General features: G+C 63.3%; 10 protein-coding genes. 6 read left to right on the top strand and 4 right to left on the bottom strand.

Annotated elements, in window-relative coordinates; all coding sequences use genetic code 11:
* The first annotated feature begins 7 nt into the window (after positions 1 to 7).
* The 4 genes from PROAA_RS13225 (at position 8) to PROAA_RS13210 (ending at position 10,888) form a co-directional block, all read left to right on the top strand.
* Positions 8 to 2,602 (top strand): hypothetical protein, encoded by a 2,595-nt coding sequence (locus PROAA_RS13225; protein ID WP_186411787.1) that lies wholly within the window; start codon positions 8 to 10, stop codon positions 2,600 to 2,602.
* Positions 2,599 to 6,954, top strand: a complete 4,356-nt coding sequence (locus PROAA_RS13220; protein WP_186411786.1) for a hypothetical protein — start codon at positions 2,599 to 2,601, stop codon at positions 6,952 to 6,954. Before PROAA_RS13225 ends, PROAA_RS13220 begins: the two co-directional genes overlap by 4 nt.
* Positions 6,951 to 8,579: a hypothetical protein gene (locus tag PROAA_RS13215; protein WP_186411785.1), complete on the top strand. Its 1,629-nt coding sequence runs from the start codon at positions 6,951 to 6,953 to the stop codon at positions 8,577 to 8,579. Before PROAA_RS13220 ends, PROAA_RS13215 begins: the two co-directional genes overlap by 4 nt.
* 68 nt (positions 8,580 to 8,647) lie before the next feature.
* Positions 8,648 to 10,888 (top strand): FAD-dependent oxidoreductase, encoded by a 2,241-nt coding sequence (locus PROAA_RS13210; RefSeq protein ID WP_186411784.1) that lies wholly within the window; start codon positions 8,648 to 8,650, stop codon positions 10,886 to 10,888.
* 52 nt (positions 10,889 to 10,940) lie between these two features.
* Here the strand turns inward: PROAA_RS13210 and PROAA_RS13205 are convergent, their stop codons facing one another.
* Together PROAA_RS13205 and PROAA_RS13200 are read right to left on the bottom strand one after the other, a co-directional pair.
* Positions 10,941 to 11,411 carry a YbaK/EbsC family protein gene (locus PROAA_RS13205; RefSeq protein WP_186411783.1) on the bottom strand — a complete coding sequence of 157 codons (471 nt, stop codon included), beginning with the start codon at positions 11,409 to 11,411 and terminating at the stop codon, positions 10,941 to 10,943.
* On the bottom strand, positions 11,408 to 14,044 hold the full coding sequence (locus PROAA_RS13200) for a CHAT domain-containing protein (protein WP_186411782.1): 2,637 nt from the start codon (positions 14,042 to 14,044) through the stop codon (positions 11,408 to 11,410). The genes PROAA_RS13205 and PROAA_RS13200 overlap by 4 nt, the downstream gene beginning before the upstream one ends.
* Positions 14,045 to 14,341: 297 nt before the next feature.
* Between PROAA_RS13200 and PROAA_RS13195 the strand changes: the two genes are divergently transcribed.
* Positions 14,342 to 16,081 (top strand): sensor domain-containing diguanylate cyclase, encoded by a 1,740-nt coding sequence (locus PROAA_RS13195; RefSeq protein WP_186411781.1) that lies wholly within the window; start codon positions 14,342 to 14,344, stop codon positions 16,079 to 16,081.
* A gap of 24 nt (positions 16,082 to 16,105) precedes the next feature.
* Here PROAA_RS13195 and PROAA_RS13190 read toward each other — a convergent pair whose 3' ends face one another.
* On the bottom strand, positions 16,106 to 16,558 hold the full coding sequence (locus PROAA_RS13190; RefSeq protein WP_186411780.1) for a DUF302 domain-containing protein: 453 nt from the start codon (positions 16,556 to 16,558) through the stop codon (positions 16,106 to 16,108).
* A gap of 246 nt (positions 16,559 to 16,804) precedes the next feature.
* On the opposite strand from PROAA_RS13190, the gene PROAA_RS13185 reads away from it, so the two are divergent.
* Positions 16,805 to 17,257: a tellurite resistance TerB family protein gene (locus PROAA_RS13185; protein ID WP_186411779.1), complete on the top strand. Its 453-nt coding sequence runs from the start codon at positions 16,805 to 16,807 to the stop codon at positions 17,255 to 17,257.
* Between the two features lie 74 nt (positions 17,258 to 17,331).
* Here PROAA_RS13185 and PROAA_RS13180 read toward each other — a convergent pair whose 3' ends face one another.
* Positions 17,332 to 18,933, bottom strand: coding sequence for a flagellar assembly protein A (locus PROAA_RS13180; RefSeq protein WP_186411778.1), 1,602 nt, complete (start codon positions 18,931 to 18,933; stop codon positions 17,332 to 17,334).
* Positions 18,934 to 19,051: the final 118 nt, after the last annotated feature.

The raw sequence follows: 19,051 nt of genomic DNA, 5'->3' as shown, positions 1-19,051 counted from the left end.
CGTGCCGGTGTCGGCCGCAATCGAACACACGCAGCAGTGGACGGATCCGGCCACAATACCGACGCCCACCCAGCGCACGATGGCCGGACCTTCGTTCGCGCTCTATGGTCCCGGCGACGTCGTCGCAATCGACCGGCGCCAGATTGTGCGCGAAACGCCTGTACGCGAAGCGCTCGATGCCGATCCCGACCAGCTCTGCGCAATCGAGTTCCGCCTCCCTGGCCTGCCTTGGCTGATGACGCCCTTCGCGCCCACGGCATCCAACGACACGCTGCGGCCTTGGATCGCGCTCGTCGTCGTGCCGTTGAGTGCCGCCACCCTGACGCCAGGCACGCCGCTACCACGCCTTTCCGTGAATGATGCGAGCCAGCTTCCCCCGCTTGACCAGACGCATGCCTGGGCGCATGCACAGGTCTCCGGCATCTCAGCCGGGGAGGATGTCGGTGCGCTCATTGCACACGATCCGATGCGTGCCCTCTCGCGTCTGCTTTGCCCAAGGCGACTGCAGCCGAAAACCCGCTACCGGGCCTGCGTCGTCCCAACTTTCGAGGCGGGGCGGCGAGCGGGGCTGGGGCAGGAAATTGTCGCGGCCAATGCACTAACGCCGGCCTGGGGCGCAAGCGGACCGGTCGAACTCCCCACCTATCACTACTGGGAATTCACAACCGGCGAGGAGACTGGCTTTGAGTCGCTGGTGCGCCGGCTGCAGCCGCGCCCCGGCCTGACAGGAATCGGCACCCGGCCGCTTGACGTGAGCGCGCCCGGCGGCGGCATCGCAGCATCGGGGGCGCCGGATACGCTCGCACTCGATGGCGCGCTCGGCCCTAGGAATTCCAACCGTCCAGCCGTTCCATCAGCCCTTGAGCAAGCGATCGGCAGCCTGCTCGACCAGACGAATCGCATCGGCCCGCCGCGTTACGGGCGCTGGCATGCTGGCGCCCCGCGCGGCGCACCCGGTGCAACCTGGCTCGACGAACTCAATCGTGATCCCGTGCGCCGCATCGCCGCTGCCCTCGGAACCCGAGTCGTTCAAGAGCGCCAGGAGGAACTGATGGCTGCCTGCTGGGATCAGGCCGGTGAGATACTGCGTGCCAACCAGATCCTGCGCCAGGGCGAACTGGCGGTGGCGGCGTCGAGCCGCATTTATGCAAGGCGGATGACACCGTTGGTGAGCGACGGGAGCGTAATTGCATTTGCCAGCCCCGGTGCGGCGCGCGTGCGCGTCCATCCGGCGTTCACGCTGCGGGGGCTCGCACGCAACTCCTGTCTTCCGCTGAGCGCGTTGTCGGGCGCCTTCCGTAAGGCCATGCGCGCAACGGGCCCGGTCGGCCGGCGTTTGCGTCGGGCAAATGATCTCGCCCCACGCATCGGTCATGTACTCAGTGCACTTGCCCAGGGCACGGCACGCGTTCTGTCGCGCCCGACACCACAGGCCGCACATCTGCCGCCCGCCTGGACACAGGGCGCCGCACCAGACCCGATACCATTGCTGCCATCGGTCTTGCGCACGCGGTTAAATGCCGCCACAGCGATTGCCGCGAAGCTGGCGCGCCGGGCACCGCAAACCGCCTGCGTCGCACTCGATCCGGTCGCGCTCGCTGATCGCCTCGCGACTTCGCTCGACCCACGCCGCACGATTCCCAAGCGCGTGCTTGGCCAGCTCGCGATTCCGGCAGGCGTCTGGGAGCCAGCCGATCGCATGGCCCCCGTGATCGCTGCTCCGCGGATCGACACACCCATGGTGTTGCCGCTGATCGAGCTCGGCACGCAATGGTTGATGCCAGGGGTCGACAGCGTACCGCCCGAAAGCGTCATCGCAATCGCCGCCAATCGCGCCTTCATCGAGTCCTACATGGTCGGCCTCAATCACGAGATGGCTCGCGAGCTACTGTGGCGCGGGTTTCCGACCGATCAGCGCGGCACGGTGTTCGCACGCTTCTGGGACACAACGGCAACCGCTGGCCGCGTCAATGCGCCGGTCAGCGACATCGCGCCGATCCACACCTGGGGAACCAACAGCGCTCTGGGGGAACATCCCGACGGGGGTGCGGCCGCGCAGCTCGTGATGATCATTCGCGGAGAACTTGTCCGCCGCTTTCCGAACGCTACGATGTTCCTGCAGAAGGCGAGGGCGGGTGGCGGCGCACGTACGCCCAATGCGATGATCGGCGGGCCATCGAGCGAATTCCCGGTCTTCCGCGGAGATCTTGGCGAAGACCTTGTCTATCTCGGTTTTCGCGTCACCCCGGACGACGCCAGAGGTGGCACGGCAGCGGCGCCCAACGGCTACTTCCTGGTCATTCAGGAGCAACCGCGCGAGCTAAGCTTCGGCTTTTCGGGCTCCGATGGCGACCTCCGTGCCGAGGACGCGACGCGCTGGTCCAGTTGGTCCGATGTCGTCTGGGAATCGCTGCGGCCAAACGCGACCGGGCATATCGATCTCGCCACACTGGAAACCTCCGGTTTCGGCGGCAAAGTGCAGACGCGGCCCTCGACCTTTGCATTCGAGCCACGCTGGTCGGCGTCCAGCGATGCGCTCGCGGCGATCGCAGTGCGGCGGCCCTTCCGGTTGTCGATCCACATCGGTGCGGCGCTGCCATGATGTCTGCGGCCGCGCTCGCTGCAATTGCCACCGCGCGCGCGGCGCTGCAGACGGCGGCGGACGCCCTGTCCATCGCGGCAACTCGAGACGGCGACCGCGACGCCGCGCGCGCCGCGCTCGAAACAGCGCGGGCCGAGCTCGACAAGGCGCGCCTGCAAGGCCTGGGGAATGATCCTGGCTTCAATCTGGTCGCCGCGGATTTGCCGCTTCTGTTGCTGCCAGTACGGCTTGAAACACGCTACGCGTCGGGGCCGCATCGGCTCCTGGTGCGGATTTATCCCGACGATATCCATGCCGACGGCCACGAGCCGGCGCTTACCCGCGAAGAGCGTGAACTGCAGAAAAACTACCTGCTCAGCATTGAATCCGGACGCGACGAACGGGACTGGCTAGCGGTTTGGCGCGAACTCGCGCGCCGTGTCGGGCCATTGCGCGCGCTGTGGCTTGCGACCGGCAGCACGAACGTACAACGACCGTCCGGATGGACGCGCGCTGCCACCGCGCGATTGCTTCCTGATCGCTTCGTTGCATTCGCCTGGACGAATCCCGGCAACGCGCCGATTCGCAGCGTCACGCCAAACCTAGTGCGCGAACCGCTGGTGCTTGGAGCCGACCCAATGCGCGACGATGCCGATTCGGGACAACCGCTCGGTGGTGGTGCGCGCTGGCTGCATGATTTCAAGGCCGCGCTCGATGCTGGCATGGCCCTCGAAATCCCGCTCTCACCGGGCGAGCGGGTGACGCGGCTCGTCGCTGTCGGCGTTCGCGCAACGATCAATCCGTCGGCTCAGTCAGGCGAATTCGTGCGGCTGATCGATGCGCATCGCTGCACCAACGGCGTATCGTTAATGGTCCCGGGCTCGCCGACCAACGCGCTCGGCGAGGAGCGGACCGAGTATCGCGCACATCCGGATGCCGATCACCTCTATCGCGACGAACTCGCCTATCGCCTCGACCGTGGTCGCGCGCAGCGGCGCAGCACATCTTGGGAACCGGGAGGGCCGCCGCGCAGCTTCGACGGTGCTGAAACAGCAGGCTTCCGCCTGGATCGCGCGCTCGGCCTGCCGCCTGGCACGTTCGGCCGGCTCGCCGGCTCGGATGACGACCTGGCGAGTCATGAGCGCCTGCTGCGCAGTCTGCTCGCATCGACCACAACCGATGCCATCGAACGAATGCTCGCACCCTCGGTCGCGCCGGAATCGATCGCTTATTCGCTCGGCGTGATGCGCGAGCAAGTGAGCGCCACCGGCCCATTCGCCACGCTGCGCATCGGAGCGCAGCCCTATGGCGTACTGCCGGTGCGAATCGCCGATCGAGCCCGCCTTGATGCCGAGCCGGCGGCGCTTCTCGATCTGCTCGATCGGCTGCGCGCACACGTCTTCGAGCCGGCGCTCGCCGACATTCTGCGCGTGTCCGAACCGCGCCGCAGCGATCCGGTGATGAGTAATCCTGGCCGGAGGCTGCTTGAGATTCTTCGCTTCGATGCCAACGTGCGCAGCCTCGGTGTCCGCGCCGTGCTCGATCCGGCGCTGCTCTCGGCCGTGTTGCCGAGCATGGATATTCACGACCGCAAAACAACCTTTGCCGCGCACCAGAAGGTCCGTGGTCTGCTCGCGGCTCTCGGCGATCCTTCACCAACGATTACCCCGATCGGCATGGCCGGCCTGTTTAGCGACGTGGCACCGCTCACCTTGGCGATGGTCGGCGACGCAGCGGCGGTGTTACAGCTCCGCGCGTTGCGGTGGCCAGAATTCACCAACCCGCATCCAGTGGCGCCCGTGCCGTTGATGACGCTCGAGCTGCTCGATGGCATTGGTGGACCACCGCGCCCATTTACCCTGCTCTACGAGCTGGCGCGTCAAGCGATCCTGCACACGGCTGATCGCGCTGCACGACAATGGATGATCGACGACGCACTGGCCAATGGCCGTCCCGTGCCCATCTTCGACGATCCGCTGGCACCGCTCGGAACGATGGAGGCTCGGCTGCGATCCCCCGCGCCATCCGATTCCACCAACACCATCGCGTTCCTGCTCGACAACGGTCTCCAACCGGTACCGGCTGCCTTCGAGTTTTGGCAGCTGCGGGAAGACATGGGCCGCCTCGCCCGGCTATCGCCGGCGCGCCTCGAGGCCGCGCTGGGTGCCGTGCTCGGGCTGCTCACCCACCGGCTGGACGCTTGGTATACGGGCTTTGCCATCGCGGGACTCGACCAATTACGCAGCGATGGCGCGACCTCGGTCGGCGGCGCACCGCCCATCAAGCCGGGAATCGTCGTCGGCGCCTTCGGCTGGCTCGACACCTTTCCTTCCGGCAGTGCGTCGCAGATTGCGGGATACGTTCATGCCCCGAGCACCCAGCACGCGATGACTGCTGCGGTCCTGCTCTCCGCCGACAAAGCGCATCGGGTGCAGGGCCACGGCAATGCGTTTGCGGTCGACCTGTCGTCTGCCCGCGTCCGTGGCGCGCTGGAGCTGCTCGAAGGCCTGCGCGCTGGCCAGCCGCTGGGCGCGTTGCTCGGCTATCGCATCGAGCGCCGGCTCGCGAGCACAGCACCGGCCCTGATCGCACGCGTGCGCGCCGTAGCCCCGCTCGTCGCCAACAAGCGCGAGGCGAGCGGGCTGCAAGCGGAAAACGTTGCGGCGGACAACGTCGTCGACGGCCTCGCGTTGCTGCGCCTGGCCGGCTATGACGGCGCCAGCCAACCCGACGCAGCACGGCTCGCCTCGCTCGATACCGCAGGCCGCAACGCGATCGCGCCGATCCTCGACGACGCCGCAGAGCGGATCGATGCGCTTGCCGATCTTCTGCTCGCCGAGGCTGTGCACCACATGCTCGCCGGTACGCCGATGCGCGCCGGTGCCGCCAGCGACCTGCTCTCGGGCGGACCGGTCGCCGTGCCGGACGAGATCGAGGTCACACGTATCGGTCAGCGCGGCATCGCCACGACGCACAAGGTCCTGGCGCTCTTCGAGCCCGGCGAGGCGGGCATTTCCCATTGGATGGCAACTCCGCGGGCGTCGGCTGAACCGGCGCTTGAGGCTTGGCTCGAACGCCAGCTTCCCGACCCGTCGTCAATCGTGATCGGAGCGACGTTCGCGCTCGCGGACGGTACGGCGATACCGGTGACGACAACGCTTGCGGCACTGTTCGCGGACGCGATGGCGCAGCGCGGACTTGGCGCAATAGATATCGTCCTGATGAAGACGCCCATATTGGATCGGCGCCTTCTCGACTTGCTTGAATCGCAACGTCCCGCCGCCAGTGTCGGCGCGCCGACACTGCAGCCCGAGGACAAGCGCGCAGGCCGTTCCGGCGACTGGTCCCTTGCCGAGGTCATCGAGCTCGCTGCGACGCTCCGCCGCATGCTCGGTGGCGCGCGCGCTCTAGCGCCAGCCGATTTCGATGCGCTGGGCCAGACTGTGGGCCTTGCTCTCGACCAGGATAATGAGCTCGATAGACGGCTTTCGGCTCTAAACGGGCAGGCCGTGGCGGCACGCGACGCGCTCGCCGCTGCCGGTAATGACGCCGCGCGCTTGCAAGCGCTCGAGACCGCCGAACTCTTCGGTATCGACGCGATTCCCAGCGCTGGTGCGCTCACCGCAGCCGTTGCGTCGGTACTGCGTGAGCTGGACCGACGCATTGCCGAGGCCGGCGACCGGGCGCGAACAGTTGCCGAACGCATGCGCGTTCTTGCCGGACCGGAAATCATCGTCGTTGCACGACTCGCAGTCGACGGCGCCATGCTCGCTATCGCCCTCGCGGCCCCGATTGCCGCGACGCCACCGGATATTCGCGCCTTCATCGCCCGGGTGGCGAGTGTGCGCGAGCCGGTGGCACGCCTCGATGCGGTACTCGGCCAGGCCGACGCACTCTCCGGTGCCCGGAGCTCGGCATACGTCCTCACCGTGGCGCAGCACCCGTTGGCGCCCGGCGAGCGCTGGACTGCCTTGCCTGGCCCGACCGCACCCTCCCGGACGTCCTATGTCGTCGCACAGACCGCAACGCTCGACCTGGCGCATACGAAGCATGTCGCGGGCTTGTTCATCGACGCCTGGAACGAGGTCGTACCGCAAGCCGAGCTCGACACTGCGATCGTCTTCGACGCACCCGCCGCCTCGCAAGCCGCACCTAACACCATGCTGCTGCTCGTGCCCGAGGCGTCGCGTGAAACCTGGACCGAGGATGACGTGCTCGCCCATTTACTTGAGGCGCTCGCGCTTGCCAAGCTGCGTGCCGTCGACCCCGACCTGGTCGCCCGCGCGGGCGCGCTGCTGCCTGCCTTGCTGCTGCTTGACGGCGACGGGACCGACAGCCTCGCCGATCTGTGGACGACGCCGGTAGCGCCATGAACTCACTCTACCTTCGCATCGAGCCACGCACGCGTGGCGACGACCTGACGCCAGGTCTGGCTGCGGCCGTGCACGACCCGGCTTGGTTGCTGGCCCGGCAATGGGTGATGGGCGAGTTCGACGGCGAGGACGCGGGTACACCGGTCCTGGCCAGTGCGACTCTACGCACCCACGCCTTCGCGGAACTTGAGTTGGCTACAGGTCGGCGCGTGCAGCTCGATCCGGCGGGACCGCCGCTCGATATGCTGATCGAGTGCGAGGTCACTCTGGCGGCGTCGCGATGGACGATGCGCCAACGCATCGATGTGGGGCGCGAGCTCGTGCACCGGCTGCGCGAAGCCGGCTTGATATCGCTGATCGGCGAAATCGCGCGCGAGTATCCTCTGGCGGTGCCGACCGGCGACGAGGCATTGCTCGATCCGCAGGCTGTAGCGCTGGCGCGCGTCGCAGCCGGACGGCTGCCCGACGGCAAGGCCTGCCACGACGACGCCGGAGCGCCCGGCTGCACGTTGACTCGGCTCGGGCTCTCCGACACCGACGCCGCACAGCTCAAGCCCGCGCTACAGGCATGGCGCGAGTGGCTGGCCGCCGTACATGCCGAACCCGGTGCCGGTCATGACGCCTGGGACGCCGAGCGCTTCGAATATCGTGCGCGCCTGCTCGCGCCAAGCTGGTCGCACGCGCTGGTCGCGGAAAGCGAACGCGGTGGGCGAGTGGGCTGGGCGAGCTTCGACGCCGTTGCCGTTCCGGCGAACGCGCCGCCGCCGGCGTCATTGACGATCACAACCCTCCCCACGCCGGTACGATTCCGCGGCATGCCGCTCCCTCGATATTTCGAGATGGAGGATGCGGGCATCGACCTGGGCGCCATCGATGCCTCGACCGCCGATCTGGCGCGCATGGCGCTGCTGGAATTCGGCCTCGTCTACGCCAACGACATGTTCATGGTCCCGGTACGCATGCCGATCGGTGTCGTAGCCGAGGTTGTCTCGCTCGAGGTCGAGGATAATTTCGGCCTTGCCACGCGTATTGCAAGCGCCGCGCGCGCACCGAGCGCTAACGATCCAGGCTGGAGCTTCATGACGCCGGCGACACCTGATGGCGGCCGCGTGCCGGCGCTGGTGCTGCCCCATGTCGCTGGTCATCCGCTCATCGGCCCGGTGATCGAGGACGTTCGACTCATGCGCGACGAGATGGCGAATCTTGTCTGGGCGATCGAGTATGCGACGGAAGGCGGAGATGGCCGTGCCAAGCCACGGGCGGAAACCGCTCCACCGGCGCCCGAGCGTGCCCCGGTGGCCGACGCTGCACTTGCCTATCGCCTGATGACTGCCGCGCCGCCGCACTGGTTTCCGCTGGAGCTGGAATCCGGGCTACCGCGTCGGCTGCGGCTCGCGCTGCTTGCGCCGTCTACCAGGGTTCCGCGTGGCTTGCTGCTACCCGCGCCCGGCGGCGTCATCCGCGAGGAGGAGGTCCCTCGCGAGGGTGTGCGCCTGCTGCGCGAGCGCGTACTGGCATGCAGCAGTAACGGAACAACCTACATATGGACCCGCCGTCGACGCGAGGTTGGCCGTGGAGAAGGAAGCAGCGGGTTGATGTTCGATGAGGTGGAGGCGCAGCCCTGATCCATTCTTGGTGCGCAGGTGACATTACGCCCCAATGACACGGCAAGCAGATCAGCGAGAATTCATACATGACACGGAGTTTCGATTTTGTCGTCGTCGGTGGCGGGCTGGCCGGTGCTACGGCCGTGGAAACCTTGAGAGCCGAGGGCGCCGAGGGAGGCATTCTCCTCCTGGGAGCAGAACGGCATCTCCCCTATCAACGGCCACCGCTATCGAAGCTTGCCATTACTGCCGAGCGGGCGCCGCCGCCCCGGCTCATTCTTAGCCAGACCAGGTACCGCGAACTGGACATTGATCTCGCCCTGGATAGTCCCGTCACGGCAGTTGATTCAAAGCGGCAGATGCTCCACACCTTGCCTGGAAAGAAGATCCACTATCAGAAGTTGCTGATCGCGACCGGCGCATCGCCCTGCCGTTTGTCTCTGCCCGGTGCGGCGCTTCCTGGCATTTTTCATCTTTACTCGCTGACCGATGCCGAATCCATCCGTTCGAGTGCGCACAAGGGACAGCATGCCGTGGTTATTGGCGGCAGCTTCATTGGCCTGGAGGTTGCCGCGTCACTGCGGCAAAGAGGCCTGGCGGTGACCCTGATCGAGCGCGGGGTGCTGCTCAATAAATTGCACAATCCGGAGATGTCGTCCTTTTTCAAGCGCGCCTTCGAAGCGCAAGGGGTCGAGGTTATCGTCGGTGACGCGCCGGCAATGTTCCAAGGCGAAGCTGCAGTTGAAGCGGTGGTGACTCAGGCCGGCAGAACCATTGCCTGCGATATGGTGGTGATCGGCGCCGGCGTGAGCCCTGAAACAGGTTTCCTGCGGGGAAGCGGCATCGAGGTTGGCGACGGTATTGTGGTCGATCGCTTTCTGCAAACCACGCAGCCCAATGTTTTTGCTGCCGGTGATGTCGCGAACTTTTTCGACCCGGTTTTCAACCGGCAGCACCGTATCGAACACTGGGACAATGCCATCAAGCAGGGAAAACTGGCGGCCCGGAACATGCTCGGCCAACGCCTCCCCTACGACGAGGTCCCCTATTTCTATAGTCAGATGTTCGATCTGAGCTTTAACCTGCTGGGCCTTTTCGAATCCGGGGATGAAAAAGTCGAGCGTGGATCCTTACAGGCCGGATCGTTCGCAGCCTTCTATCTGCGGGACGATGTGCCCCGCGCCCTCTTTTCCCTCGGCAGGCCGACGGACGAGACCAAGGTTGTTGAACTTCTCATCAAGCATCGGGTGAATCTCAAGTCCAGCAAACCGAGTCTGTCAGATCCAGACTACCAGCTGAGTCATATCCCCAACCAGACGATCTACATTCTGCAGGGCGGCGGTGCCTTTGGTGGATTCGAGTGTGGCGCAGTGAGAGCGCTGGAAGAATCCGGCATTCGCCCGGATGTGGTCGCCGGCGTCTCGATTGGCGCCTTCAATGGCGCAATCATTGCCGGCAACCCCGATCGAGCCGCCGATGCACTGGCGTCTTTCTGGAACGATATAAGCACCCTGTCGCCTGACTTGCCGGACGAGAGTCTACGCCAGCAGGTCGCTTGCGGGCTGATCGCCATGTTTGGCGTTCCCCAGTTCTTCAGGCCGCGCTGGTTCATGCCGATGCTCAGTCTGGAACAGATGCCAAGCCACTGGTCCAGCCTTTACGACACAACGCCGGCGATTAAACTGCTGGAAAAGTACGTTGATTTCAGCAAGCTGAAATCGAGCCCGGTCCGGCTGATGGTGAGTGCGGTCGATATCCAGACCAGCGAACTCGTTGTTTTCGACAGCTACGTTGACGACCTGACCCCCGAACACATCATCGCCAGCGGCAGTTTACCGCCAGGATTCCCGTGGACGACTATCGATGGCAAACACTATTGGGATGGGGGAATCGTCAGCAATTCGCCGTTGGACCTAGTGGTGAAACGCTGCGGTTCTGCCGGCAAGCGCGTCTTCATCATCGACCTGTTTCCCGGCACGAGAACTGCCTTGCCCGGCAATCTGGCGGAAGCCATGGCCAGGCAAAGCGAAATACTCTACTGCGAACGCATCCGCAGCGACGTGAAGACTCGCGACCTGATTCGCGACTTCCGGAAACTGGTCGATGAAATTGTCGCCGAAATGCCTGCCGATACCGTTGCCCGCCTCCGGCATCGGCCACGTTTCATCGAAATGATGGGCGAAGACGCGCCGATGACAATCACCCGCATTGTCCGGGAAAACAGCGAAGGCGAACCTTCATCGAAAGACTATGATTTTTCGCGACAGACCGTCGACCAGCTGATCGAGTCAGGTTACCGCATGACCCGCCAGGCGTTGGGGCTTTGAGTGGGCTGGATCGTCCGAATTTGACCGAATAGTCATTGCCAAGTCAGCGGAATCAGGGACCGCGCAGCAGGCAGACATCAACCCACTCGCCGTCGGTCACTGCGGCCAGTAGCGCCGGGCTGATCCGCACAGCGGTATGGATAGCGCCGGCAGCGGGCAATACTTCATCGAAATCCTGCAATGACTTGTCCAGATAGATCGGTAGTGGCTGCGCCAGACCAAACGGACAAACGCCGCCGACGGGGTGACCGGTAAGCGCGACAACCTCTTCCGGCGGTGACATCTTTCCCTTACCAAAGACGGCCTTGAATTTCCGGTTATCGATGCGTGCGTCGCCGCGTGCCACCAGAATGATGACGCGACCATCGCCCAAGCGAAAGGAGAGCGTCTTGGCGATACGGCCGGGTTCCACGCCGTGGGCTTGCGCGGCGAGTTCAACGGTGGCGGTGCTGACCTCCAGCTCGATGATGGACATGTCCATGTTGCGGGCGGAAAAGAAATCACGTACGGATTGCAGGCTCATTGCGGCACCCGCGGTCTCAGGATCAATACCTGTCCCGGCTCGATCAGGTCGGGGTTCGGCAACTGCCGCTCGTTGTCGCGATAGATGGCCCGCCACATTTGCGCGTCGCCATAGATGCGCAAGGCGATGGCCGAGAGGGATTCGCCACGGGCGACATGATATTCGACCGCTCGGAAGCCGGCCGACGGGCTCAGCGGTACCAAGATATTCTGGCCGGGACGGATGCGCGCGGGATCGGCAATCCGACTAGCGACGGCCAAACCCACTTCAACCGCGCGGTAGTGGCCACTCAGCAGTTGTGGCCAGTTGCGGCCGTCGCCGGTCAGCCTGCGCGCGATGCCCCATAGGGTGTCACCACGGCGCACGGTGTAGACCATGAACCCGCCGATGTCGATACCGGCTGCTGCGATTGCCGCAGCGGGTGCTTCGACGACGATTTCTTCAACCGCAGCTTCCGCCAGCCACGGTTCGATCTGAGTGCGCAGGCGGGCGTCGAGTGCCGCGTCGAAGGGCGACATTGCACCCAGAAGGTCGACAAGACGGCGGCCAAGGTCGAAGTCGCCCGCGATGAACGCGCGTTCGGCAGCATCGCCTAGGGTTTGCGCGAGTGGCGCGTGCGCCGCGCCGAGACGCTCGCGGGTGAGCGCCGCTTGATCCTGGCCGATGATTCCGAGAAGCAATTCGGCTGCGCCGGCGCTGTCTCCGGCCTGCAGGCGTGCCATTGCCTGATCGATTGGCCTGGCTTGAATTGGTGCAGGCAGTGCGGGCATCGGTGCAGGTGCGCCAAGCACCGGCGGCCCGGGCAATTGATCCGCTTCCGGTGTCGATTCCTTTGAGGCCGTAAACCACAGCGCTGCCGTACCGAGCAATGCGATACCGACGATTGCCGCGAGTGCGTTGCGGCGCTTGCTGCCCTCGTCCGAAACGGGTTGCGAGAGCGTTACGCTCGTTGGCGGGGATTGCGGCGGCGCAGCCGCAGACTGCGGTTCGTCGGCCGGAGCCATCCTTGCGACGGCTGGCGTGCGCGGCGCGGCGGCGAGGTCGAAGAGCCGTCCGTCGGGTGTGCGCATATGCAGGGCCGGCGCGCCCCATTCGACCGCGAAGCCACGCGCATACAGAAAGGCGCGCGCCGAAGTGAGGGCGGCATCGACCGGCTGGCCGGCGGCAAGGTAGCGATAGAAATGCCTGGCCAGCGCTACCGCGGCCTTGTCCGGAATCGGGAACTGCATGGCGATCACCGCCGGGATGCCACGGCGGATGAGACTTTGCGCCACGCCGCCGAAGGGATCGCGTCTCGACGACGTGGCGCCCATGCAGCTATTGAGGAAGACCAGCCGCAGCGAGGTCAGATGATTGCGCAGCAGCACCGCGAACTGCCGCCCGGCAATGGTATCGGCCGTGCCGGGGACGGTGTCCGATTCGAGCACCAGCATACCTTCGTCACCGACGAAATCGCCATGACCGATGAAATGCAATATGTGGGGGCGCGTCTGCAGCAGGGCGCTGTCGAGGCTTTCCAGCGTGGCGTGGTCAAGTCGTACGGTCTCGATCCTGCCGCTTGAGGTCAGCTCGTCAAGAGCATGGTCAAGACGGGCGATTTCTTCGCCAACCTTCAGGCCGGGGCGGTCGGCAGGTGCAGCGATGGCGATCAGCAGGCGCAGCGGGGGCTTGACCGCGAGGGTGGGCGGAGGCTCGTCCACATCGAGCCAGCGCACCACCGGCTTCATGCGGTCGGAGAAAAGGAAGTCGTCCTTGGCCGGGCTGTAGAGAAACTCCCATGGCAATCGCGCCAGATCGGGCGCATCGGTGGTGTTGATGACGAAGCGCAGGCCTTCGCCGCGTTGCGGGTCGATGGCGCGCAGGCTCTCTTCAAAACAGGCGCGCAATGGTGAAGCAAAAAGCGCGGCGTACAAGGCCTGACCGACTTCGCGGGCGTTCGTCGCTGCCGGAAGCAGTGCGTCAATCTCGGCATCGTTCATCGAGCGTCGCGCCGAGCCGACAATGGGCTGCGCGCCGGACCAAAGGGCGCTTTCCAGCGCCGGCGTGTCGAGAGCGAAAGACTGGGCATCGCGTCCGCCGCCGGGCGCCTCTGGTACAGCGATCGAGTATCCGCCCGCAGTATCGCGTGCGAAGCGAAGCTGCATCGAACGGTAGTGCACTCCGGCGGGTTCCGATGGCGCTGGCCCGGAATCCGGAGCCGAATCCAAATTCGGCGGCTTGGGCTCGGGACGCTGTGGTTCCACCGAGTTAGCCCGAACCCGGTCCTCGACTTCGAGCACGACTTCAGCAGCAAGGTTGCCCTCCGCCTGCATGATGGTCAGTGCCCGCAGGTAGGCGGGGATATCGGCCAGCGGCGTCTCCGCCACCTGCACCGGCAACACGTGCCAGCCGGGCGTTGGCCATTTGCGGCTGGCGATCTTCACCTCGGTGCGCGTGTAGTGGCCTGCAGCCACCGCTTCCGGCGAGATCAGGAAAATGAACAGCTCGCAGTCTTCAATGGCGCTGCGGATGCGATCGTCGAAGCTGGCCCCTGCCCGCAAGTCCTCGCGGTCGAAAAAAACCTCGTGCCCCACGGCCTGAAGACGACAGCACAGGTCGTCGGCGATGGCACGATACTTCGAAGCATAGGACAAGAAAATCTTCAAACCGGAGCGGCCTCACAGACGGAAGTAAACAGAATTTATCAGGCTCAGTATAGTCAGGTTATGACAGAACAACCCGCAAGGCCAGTGCTGTGAGAAGGGCTCGACCAGCATTCTCGGCAGGTTGGCGGGTCGCTCGGCAGCCCGTCGCAGCTTATGATGGGGGTCAATAGTGGCTGAGGGCTGGCCGCACCGGGTGTAATCGAAACGTAATACGATCTTCCTGTTTTGGTGCTGCTGTGCTAGCCTCCACAGCCTGCTTTCATTTCCCGATCTCTCCCGTTTGCGATGAGGCTGTTTTCCTTTCTTTCGTTGCGCCAGTGGCTGACATTGCCCTACATCGCTCTGGTATTCGGTGTCGCCGTGCTGATAGGTGCTCTGTCTTACCGTACCGGCAGCCAGGCCGTGGATACGGTAGCCCATCATCTGCTGCTGGAAACGGTGGCCAGGATCGGACAGGCGGTTGACCGGCATGTCGTCGGCTCAGCCGCGGCGCTCGAGGCCGCTTTTCCCAACGGCATGCCCGCACCAGACACGATTGACGCCGATCTCCCGGCTTTGCGCACCCGTTTCTGGATAGCGACCTCGCTGCATATCGACCCGAACAATTACGTCTACTACGGAAACCGCCACGGCCAGTTCTTTGGTTTGTGGCGCTTCAATGTGCAAGATGCCGAATTGCGCCTCAAACTCCAAGCTGACCGACCTCGCCAAAAATTCCGCTTTAGCGGCATCAATGGCGTGCCGTCCGAACCGACCACAGAGCAAAAAATGTACGAGCCGCGTGCGCGGCCTTGGTACAAGTCGGGCGAAGATAATCTCTCGCACACCTGGACGTCGATCTACATTGATTTCACCACTGCCGAGTTGGTGGCTACTCGAGCAAGGCGCGTGCTGGATGCACAAGGTGGATTGCAGGGAGTGGTGGCGACAGACTTGTCGCTGAAACGGCTCAACGACTTCGTCCGTAAACTCAGCCTGAGCGACAACGCGGTAGCCTTCATCATCGAGCCGGACGGCAAGTTGATTGCTTCGTCGCGCAGCGCCAACACGATGCCCCATCCGGATGGCACTAATGCCCGCATCAATGCGTCCGACAGCGACAACGAACTTCAACGCGCAGCCTACGCGCAGGTGCTCGGCTTTGCCGCTACGGGCAACAAGATCGACCGTGCGCTGACCCAGCGCTTTGCCGGGCCGAACGATCAGGTGGTGGAACTTGCCCTGGACCGTGTGCGAGACGATGCCGGGCTGGACTGGATTATTGTGGTTGCGGTGCCACGCAGCGATTTCATGCAGGGTGTTACGGCCAACGTGCAGCGCACAGTGGTGATTGGCGTGTTCGGCGCGCTTGCGGCGGTGGCCATTGGCCTGAGCATCCTGGGCTGGGTCGGCCGCGATATCAGACGGCTCACGCAGGCCGCGCAAGACGTGGGTGAGGGACGGCTGGAGGTGCCGCTGGATGTGCACCGCAACGACGAAATAGGCGTGCTGGCCAACACATTCCGTCATATGCAGCATCGGCTGCGAACGGATCTGCTGACCGGTCTCGGCAATCGGGATGTGATGATCCGCAGCATCAGCAGCCGCATCGAGAAAGCCCGTCGAACCGGCGATTCGATGCCGTTTGCAGTGCTGTTCGTCGACTTGAACAATTTCAAACTGATCAACGACCGATTTGGTCACGATGCAGGCGACCGCGTGCTGATGGAAATCGGCAATCGCCTGCTCAAGGCGTCGCGCGCCTGTGATCGGGTGGCTCGCTATGCAGGGGACGAATTCCTGCTGATGATCAATGACATTCCATCGCGGCAGGTTGCAGAGCAGATAAGGCACAACATCGAGGAGTTGCTGCGCGAACCCCTGCAAACGGTAGACGTATCTTCACTCCCCGAAGCCGTGCTGATGAGTGGCTCGGTAGGCATGGCTTTCTATCCCGACGATGGGGACAATGCCGACGAGTTGATCAAGCGTAGCGATCACGACATGTTCGAACGGAAACGCACCTGGCAATCGGACTGTATTTGAGGCGCGTGTCCAAGCGCCAGCAGGCTACTTGGCGACGGTAGCTTCCGCGATACCTGCCAGAGCTTTGCTGAGATTTTCAACGACCGGACAGGCTGCAACATCGTGCCGCTTGGCCAGGAAAGCCGGGGCGTTGTAGGAGAGCCAAACCTGGGATGAGGCATCTTCCCAGACCAGCGCCTTGAGCGGCAGGTCGATACCGGCGGACTGCGCGCATTCCATGAACGGCGTCCCACCCTGGGGGTTGCCGAAGATCAGCAATTCAGTGGGACGGAGTGATTTGCCTATCGATGCGGCGCCAGCGGCATGGTCGATACGTGCGAAGACTTTCAGGCCACGTTTTTTCACCAGCTCTTCCAGTCGATTCATCGTCTCTTTGGCGCTGTATGGGCTCTTGACGGAAACCAGTCCGTCGGCGGCCGAGGCCACCGGGACAAGCAACGCGAGCGTCAATGCAACGACAAGTTTGACAATCTTCATGGCGGTCTCCTTGTGAGGCAGGGTAAAGCTTCAGTATGGCGCTTATTGGGTCATCTTCAAGATACTGTTCGAATCAGGACTCGACAACAGCAATCTTTACGTTCAAGCAGCGGGTCAGAACCGGGCAAAGCCATCAGGCATTGACCGGCGCGCTACGGCTGCGGATACTTGGACCCCATGGCATGTCTCGACTCGGGCAGCCAATCAGATGCCTTAACCCCACTGAACCAATTCCAAGATGCCTTCATGCTGAAAACCCTCAAAGACCTGTTTGACTCGTTCACCGGTGATTCCCCCGACTCCTCGCCGCGGGCGCGCGAACATGCCCTGCAACTCGCCACCGCTGTTCTGCTGGTGGAAGTCATGCGGGCGGACCCGGCCATCGAAGCGGCCGAACGCACAGCCGTACTGGCGGCGCTGAAGGCAAAATTTGCGCTGGCGGACGACGAGTCGGACCGCCTGCTTGAAGTCGCGGAGCAATCCGCCAAAGACGCCTATGACTACCACCGCTTTACCAACAGCATCAATGCCAGCTTCACACACGAGGAGAAAGTGCGCGTGATCGAGAGTATGTGGCAGGTCGCCTACGCTGATGGCCATCTGGACAGCCACGAGAACCACTTGATCAGCAAGGTGGCTTCTTTATTGCACGTGACGCACCGTGAATACATCGCCGCCAAGCTGCGCGCCAAGTGCTAGCCGCCCTGTGACACTTTCCGCGTTTGCCGTCAAATGAAGGCCAGATACCACAGGATGCTGGCCGCGATTGCCCTCTATGCGGCCGGCGAGACGTTGCCCTCCGGGTCGGTAAAGAGCACGCGATCGCCTTCAATCGAAAAGGATCCCGTTTCGTAGGTCTTGCGCAATCGCGATACTTTCTTGCCAAACAGTATATCGACGGCGCCCACCACGTTCAAACCGATTTCAACCCGCGCACCGGCGATTAGCGCCAGTTGCCGTTCGAGTTCGTCGCGTTGCGGCAAGAGTTGGGCCCAGGCTTTGATCGCCTGCTCCCAGGACGCTTTGACGCGTTCCAGCATGCCGTTCTTGTCGCCGATCTTGGTCAGGTGCTTGACCAGCATCTCAAGCTTGCTTTCCTCTTCCCGCTGCTTCTCGATGACCTTCAACAGGTCCTGATATTGCGCTTCAAGCACCGGATTAACGCCAAGAACGAGATGGGTTACGCCCCCAGTCTGCGATCCAAGAATCGGTGTTTTTATCAACATCATTGCCTTTGCCGATCCACCGGCCAGACGTCCCCGCTGCGGCGAACTGACGCCAACAACAATCTGGTTGTTGGCCTGCAGCTCACTTTGCAGAGCCGAATCATCGATAGCGATGATGGTCCCGGAGAATACATGCGCGCTTTCGACAAAGCGCGCGGAAACGGAACCCCCTGCATGCACGCGAGCCTGGGAAATTATTCCGCCAGCGACGCGGATGTCGCCTCCAGCATCCAGCTCGGCGCCATCAACCACCTCACCAACAACGATATCGCCGGACGCATGCACTTTCATACCCGGTGACACATCGCCCTCGATGTTTACGGTTCCGTCAAAGCTTATATTTCCAGAAGCCATGTTGACATGGCTAATGTTCAAAACCTGCTCGACGTTCACGCCATTGCCAGCGCGCACCGGCTGACCGCTGAACACTGCCCGTAACAGGTTGGCATCTTCTTTGTCGACATAGGCGCCGATCAGTCCTTCGTCAAACAGCGCATCCTGACCTGGCACGGGTTCGATGACTTCGCCACGAACATTGCGCCCCGCTGTTCCGGTCGTCGGAGGAATGCGTCGCATCAGTGGTTGTTCGGCGGTCACCATTGGAATCGCTCCCAGTTCGCGGAAGTCAATCAAGCCGTTCTCGCTCACCTGCGGCGTACGATCGCGCGTATCAGCCACCAACATCTCGAAATGAGCGTCTATACCGTCTTCTGCCGGTTGCCCGGCTGCCACCAGTATTCGCTCGGCCGAATCTGACGCGCAGGCCGCACTCACCGCCGACGAATCTATACCAACGACAACTCCGGTTTCCTCGAGAGCCTGATATACGTCGTTCGGATCGAGTGCTATTCCACCATAGGAGGGAATGAAATCCGCCCATACCTGCATGGCATCCTGCGCCATCTCAAGCTTGAAACTCGCATCGCTGCGTTCACCAATCGGCAATTTCAATTCGCTCGTCGATGAATTGAAGTGCTCGATCAGTGCCTGCAACGCCCCTTCGGAAAGATGCCAGCTTCCAAAACCCGCTTCCGCCAGCAGTGCTCGGAGGGAATCCGGTTCGAGAAATGCACGTGCTTCGGAAGCGCTGATATACGCAATGAGACGGTTGTCATCCACCGACAAGGTCAAACCGGAGAATTCAGTCATCGCTCCCCCTTTTGACTACGACACATGACACGATTGACAAGTGCCAAGCGCAACCTATCCGAAAGAACGTATTCTGACAATCACAAGCTTGCCCCGCTGTTGCGCGTGACGTACCGCG

This window comes from Candidatus Propionivibrio aalborgensis (assembly GCF_900089945.1).
GTDB classification, from domain to species: Bacteria; Pseudomonadota; Gammaproteobacteria; order Burkholderiales; family Rhodocyclaceae; genus Propionivibrio; species Propionivibrio aalborgensis.
The sequence above is the reverse complement of the archived record's forward strand: the minus strand, read 5'-3'. Positions and strand labels throughout refer to the sequence as shown.

What these genes read in the sequence shown, in the direction of transcription:
- PROAA_RS13220 (WP_186411786.1), top strand. Translation starts at nt 2,599, where the DNA reads ATGATGTCTGCGGCCGCGCTCGCTGCAATTGCCACCGCGCGCGCGGCG.
- PROAA_RS13215 (WP_186411785.1), top strand. Translation starts at nt 6,951, where the DNA reads ATGAACTCACTCTACCTTCGCATCGAGCCACGCACGCGTGGCGACGAC.
- PROAA_RS13210 (WP_186411784.1), top strand. Translation starts at nt 8,648, where the DNA reads ATGACACGGAGTTTCGATTTTGTCGTCGTCGGTGGCGGGCTGGCCGGT.
- PROAA_RS13205 (WP_186411783.1), bottom strand. Translation starts at nt 11,411, where the DNA reads ATGAGCCTGCAATCCGTACGTGATTTCTTTTCCGCCCGCAACATGGAC.
- PROAA_RS13195 (WP_186411781.1), top strand. Translation starts at nt 14,342, where the DNA reads ATGAGGCTGTTTTCCTTTCTTTCGTTGCGCCAGTGGCTGACATTGCCC.
- PROAA_RS13190 (WP_186411780.1), bottom strand. Translation starts at nt 16,558, where the DNA reads ATGAAGATTGTCAAACTTGTCGTTGCATTGACGCTCGCGTTGCTTGTC.
- PROAA_RS13185 (WP_186411779.1), top strand. Translation starts at nt 16,805, where the DNA reads ATGCTGAAAACCCTCAAAGACCTGTTTGACTCGTTCACCGGTGATTCC.
- PROAA_RS13180 (WP_186411778.1), bottom strand. Translation starts at nt 18,933, where the DNA reads ATGACTGAATTCTCCGGTTTGACCTTGTCGGTGGATGACAACCGTCTC.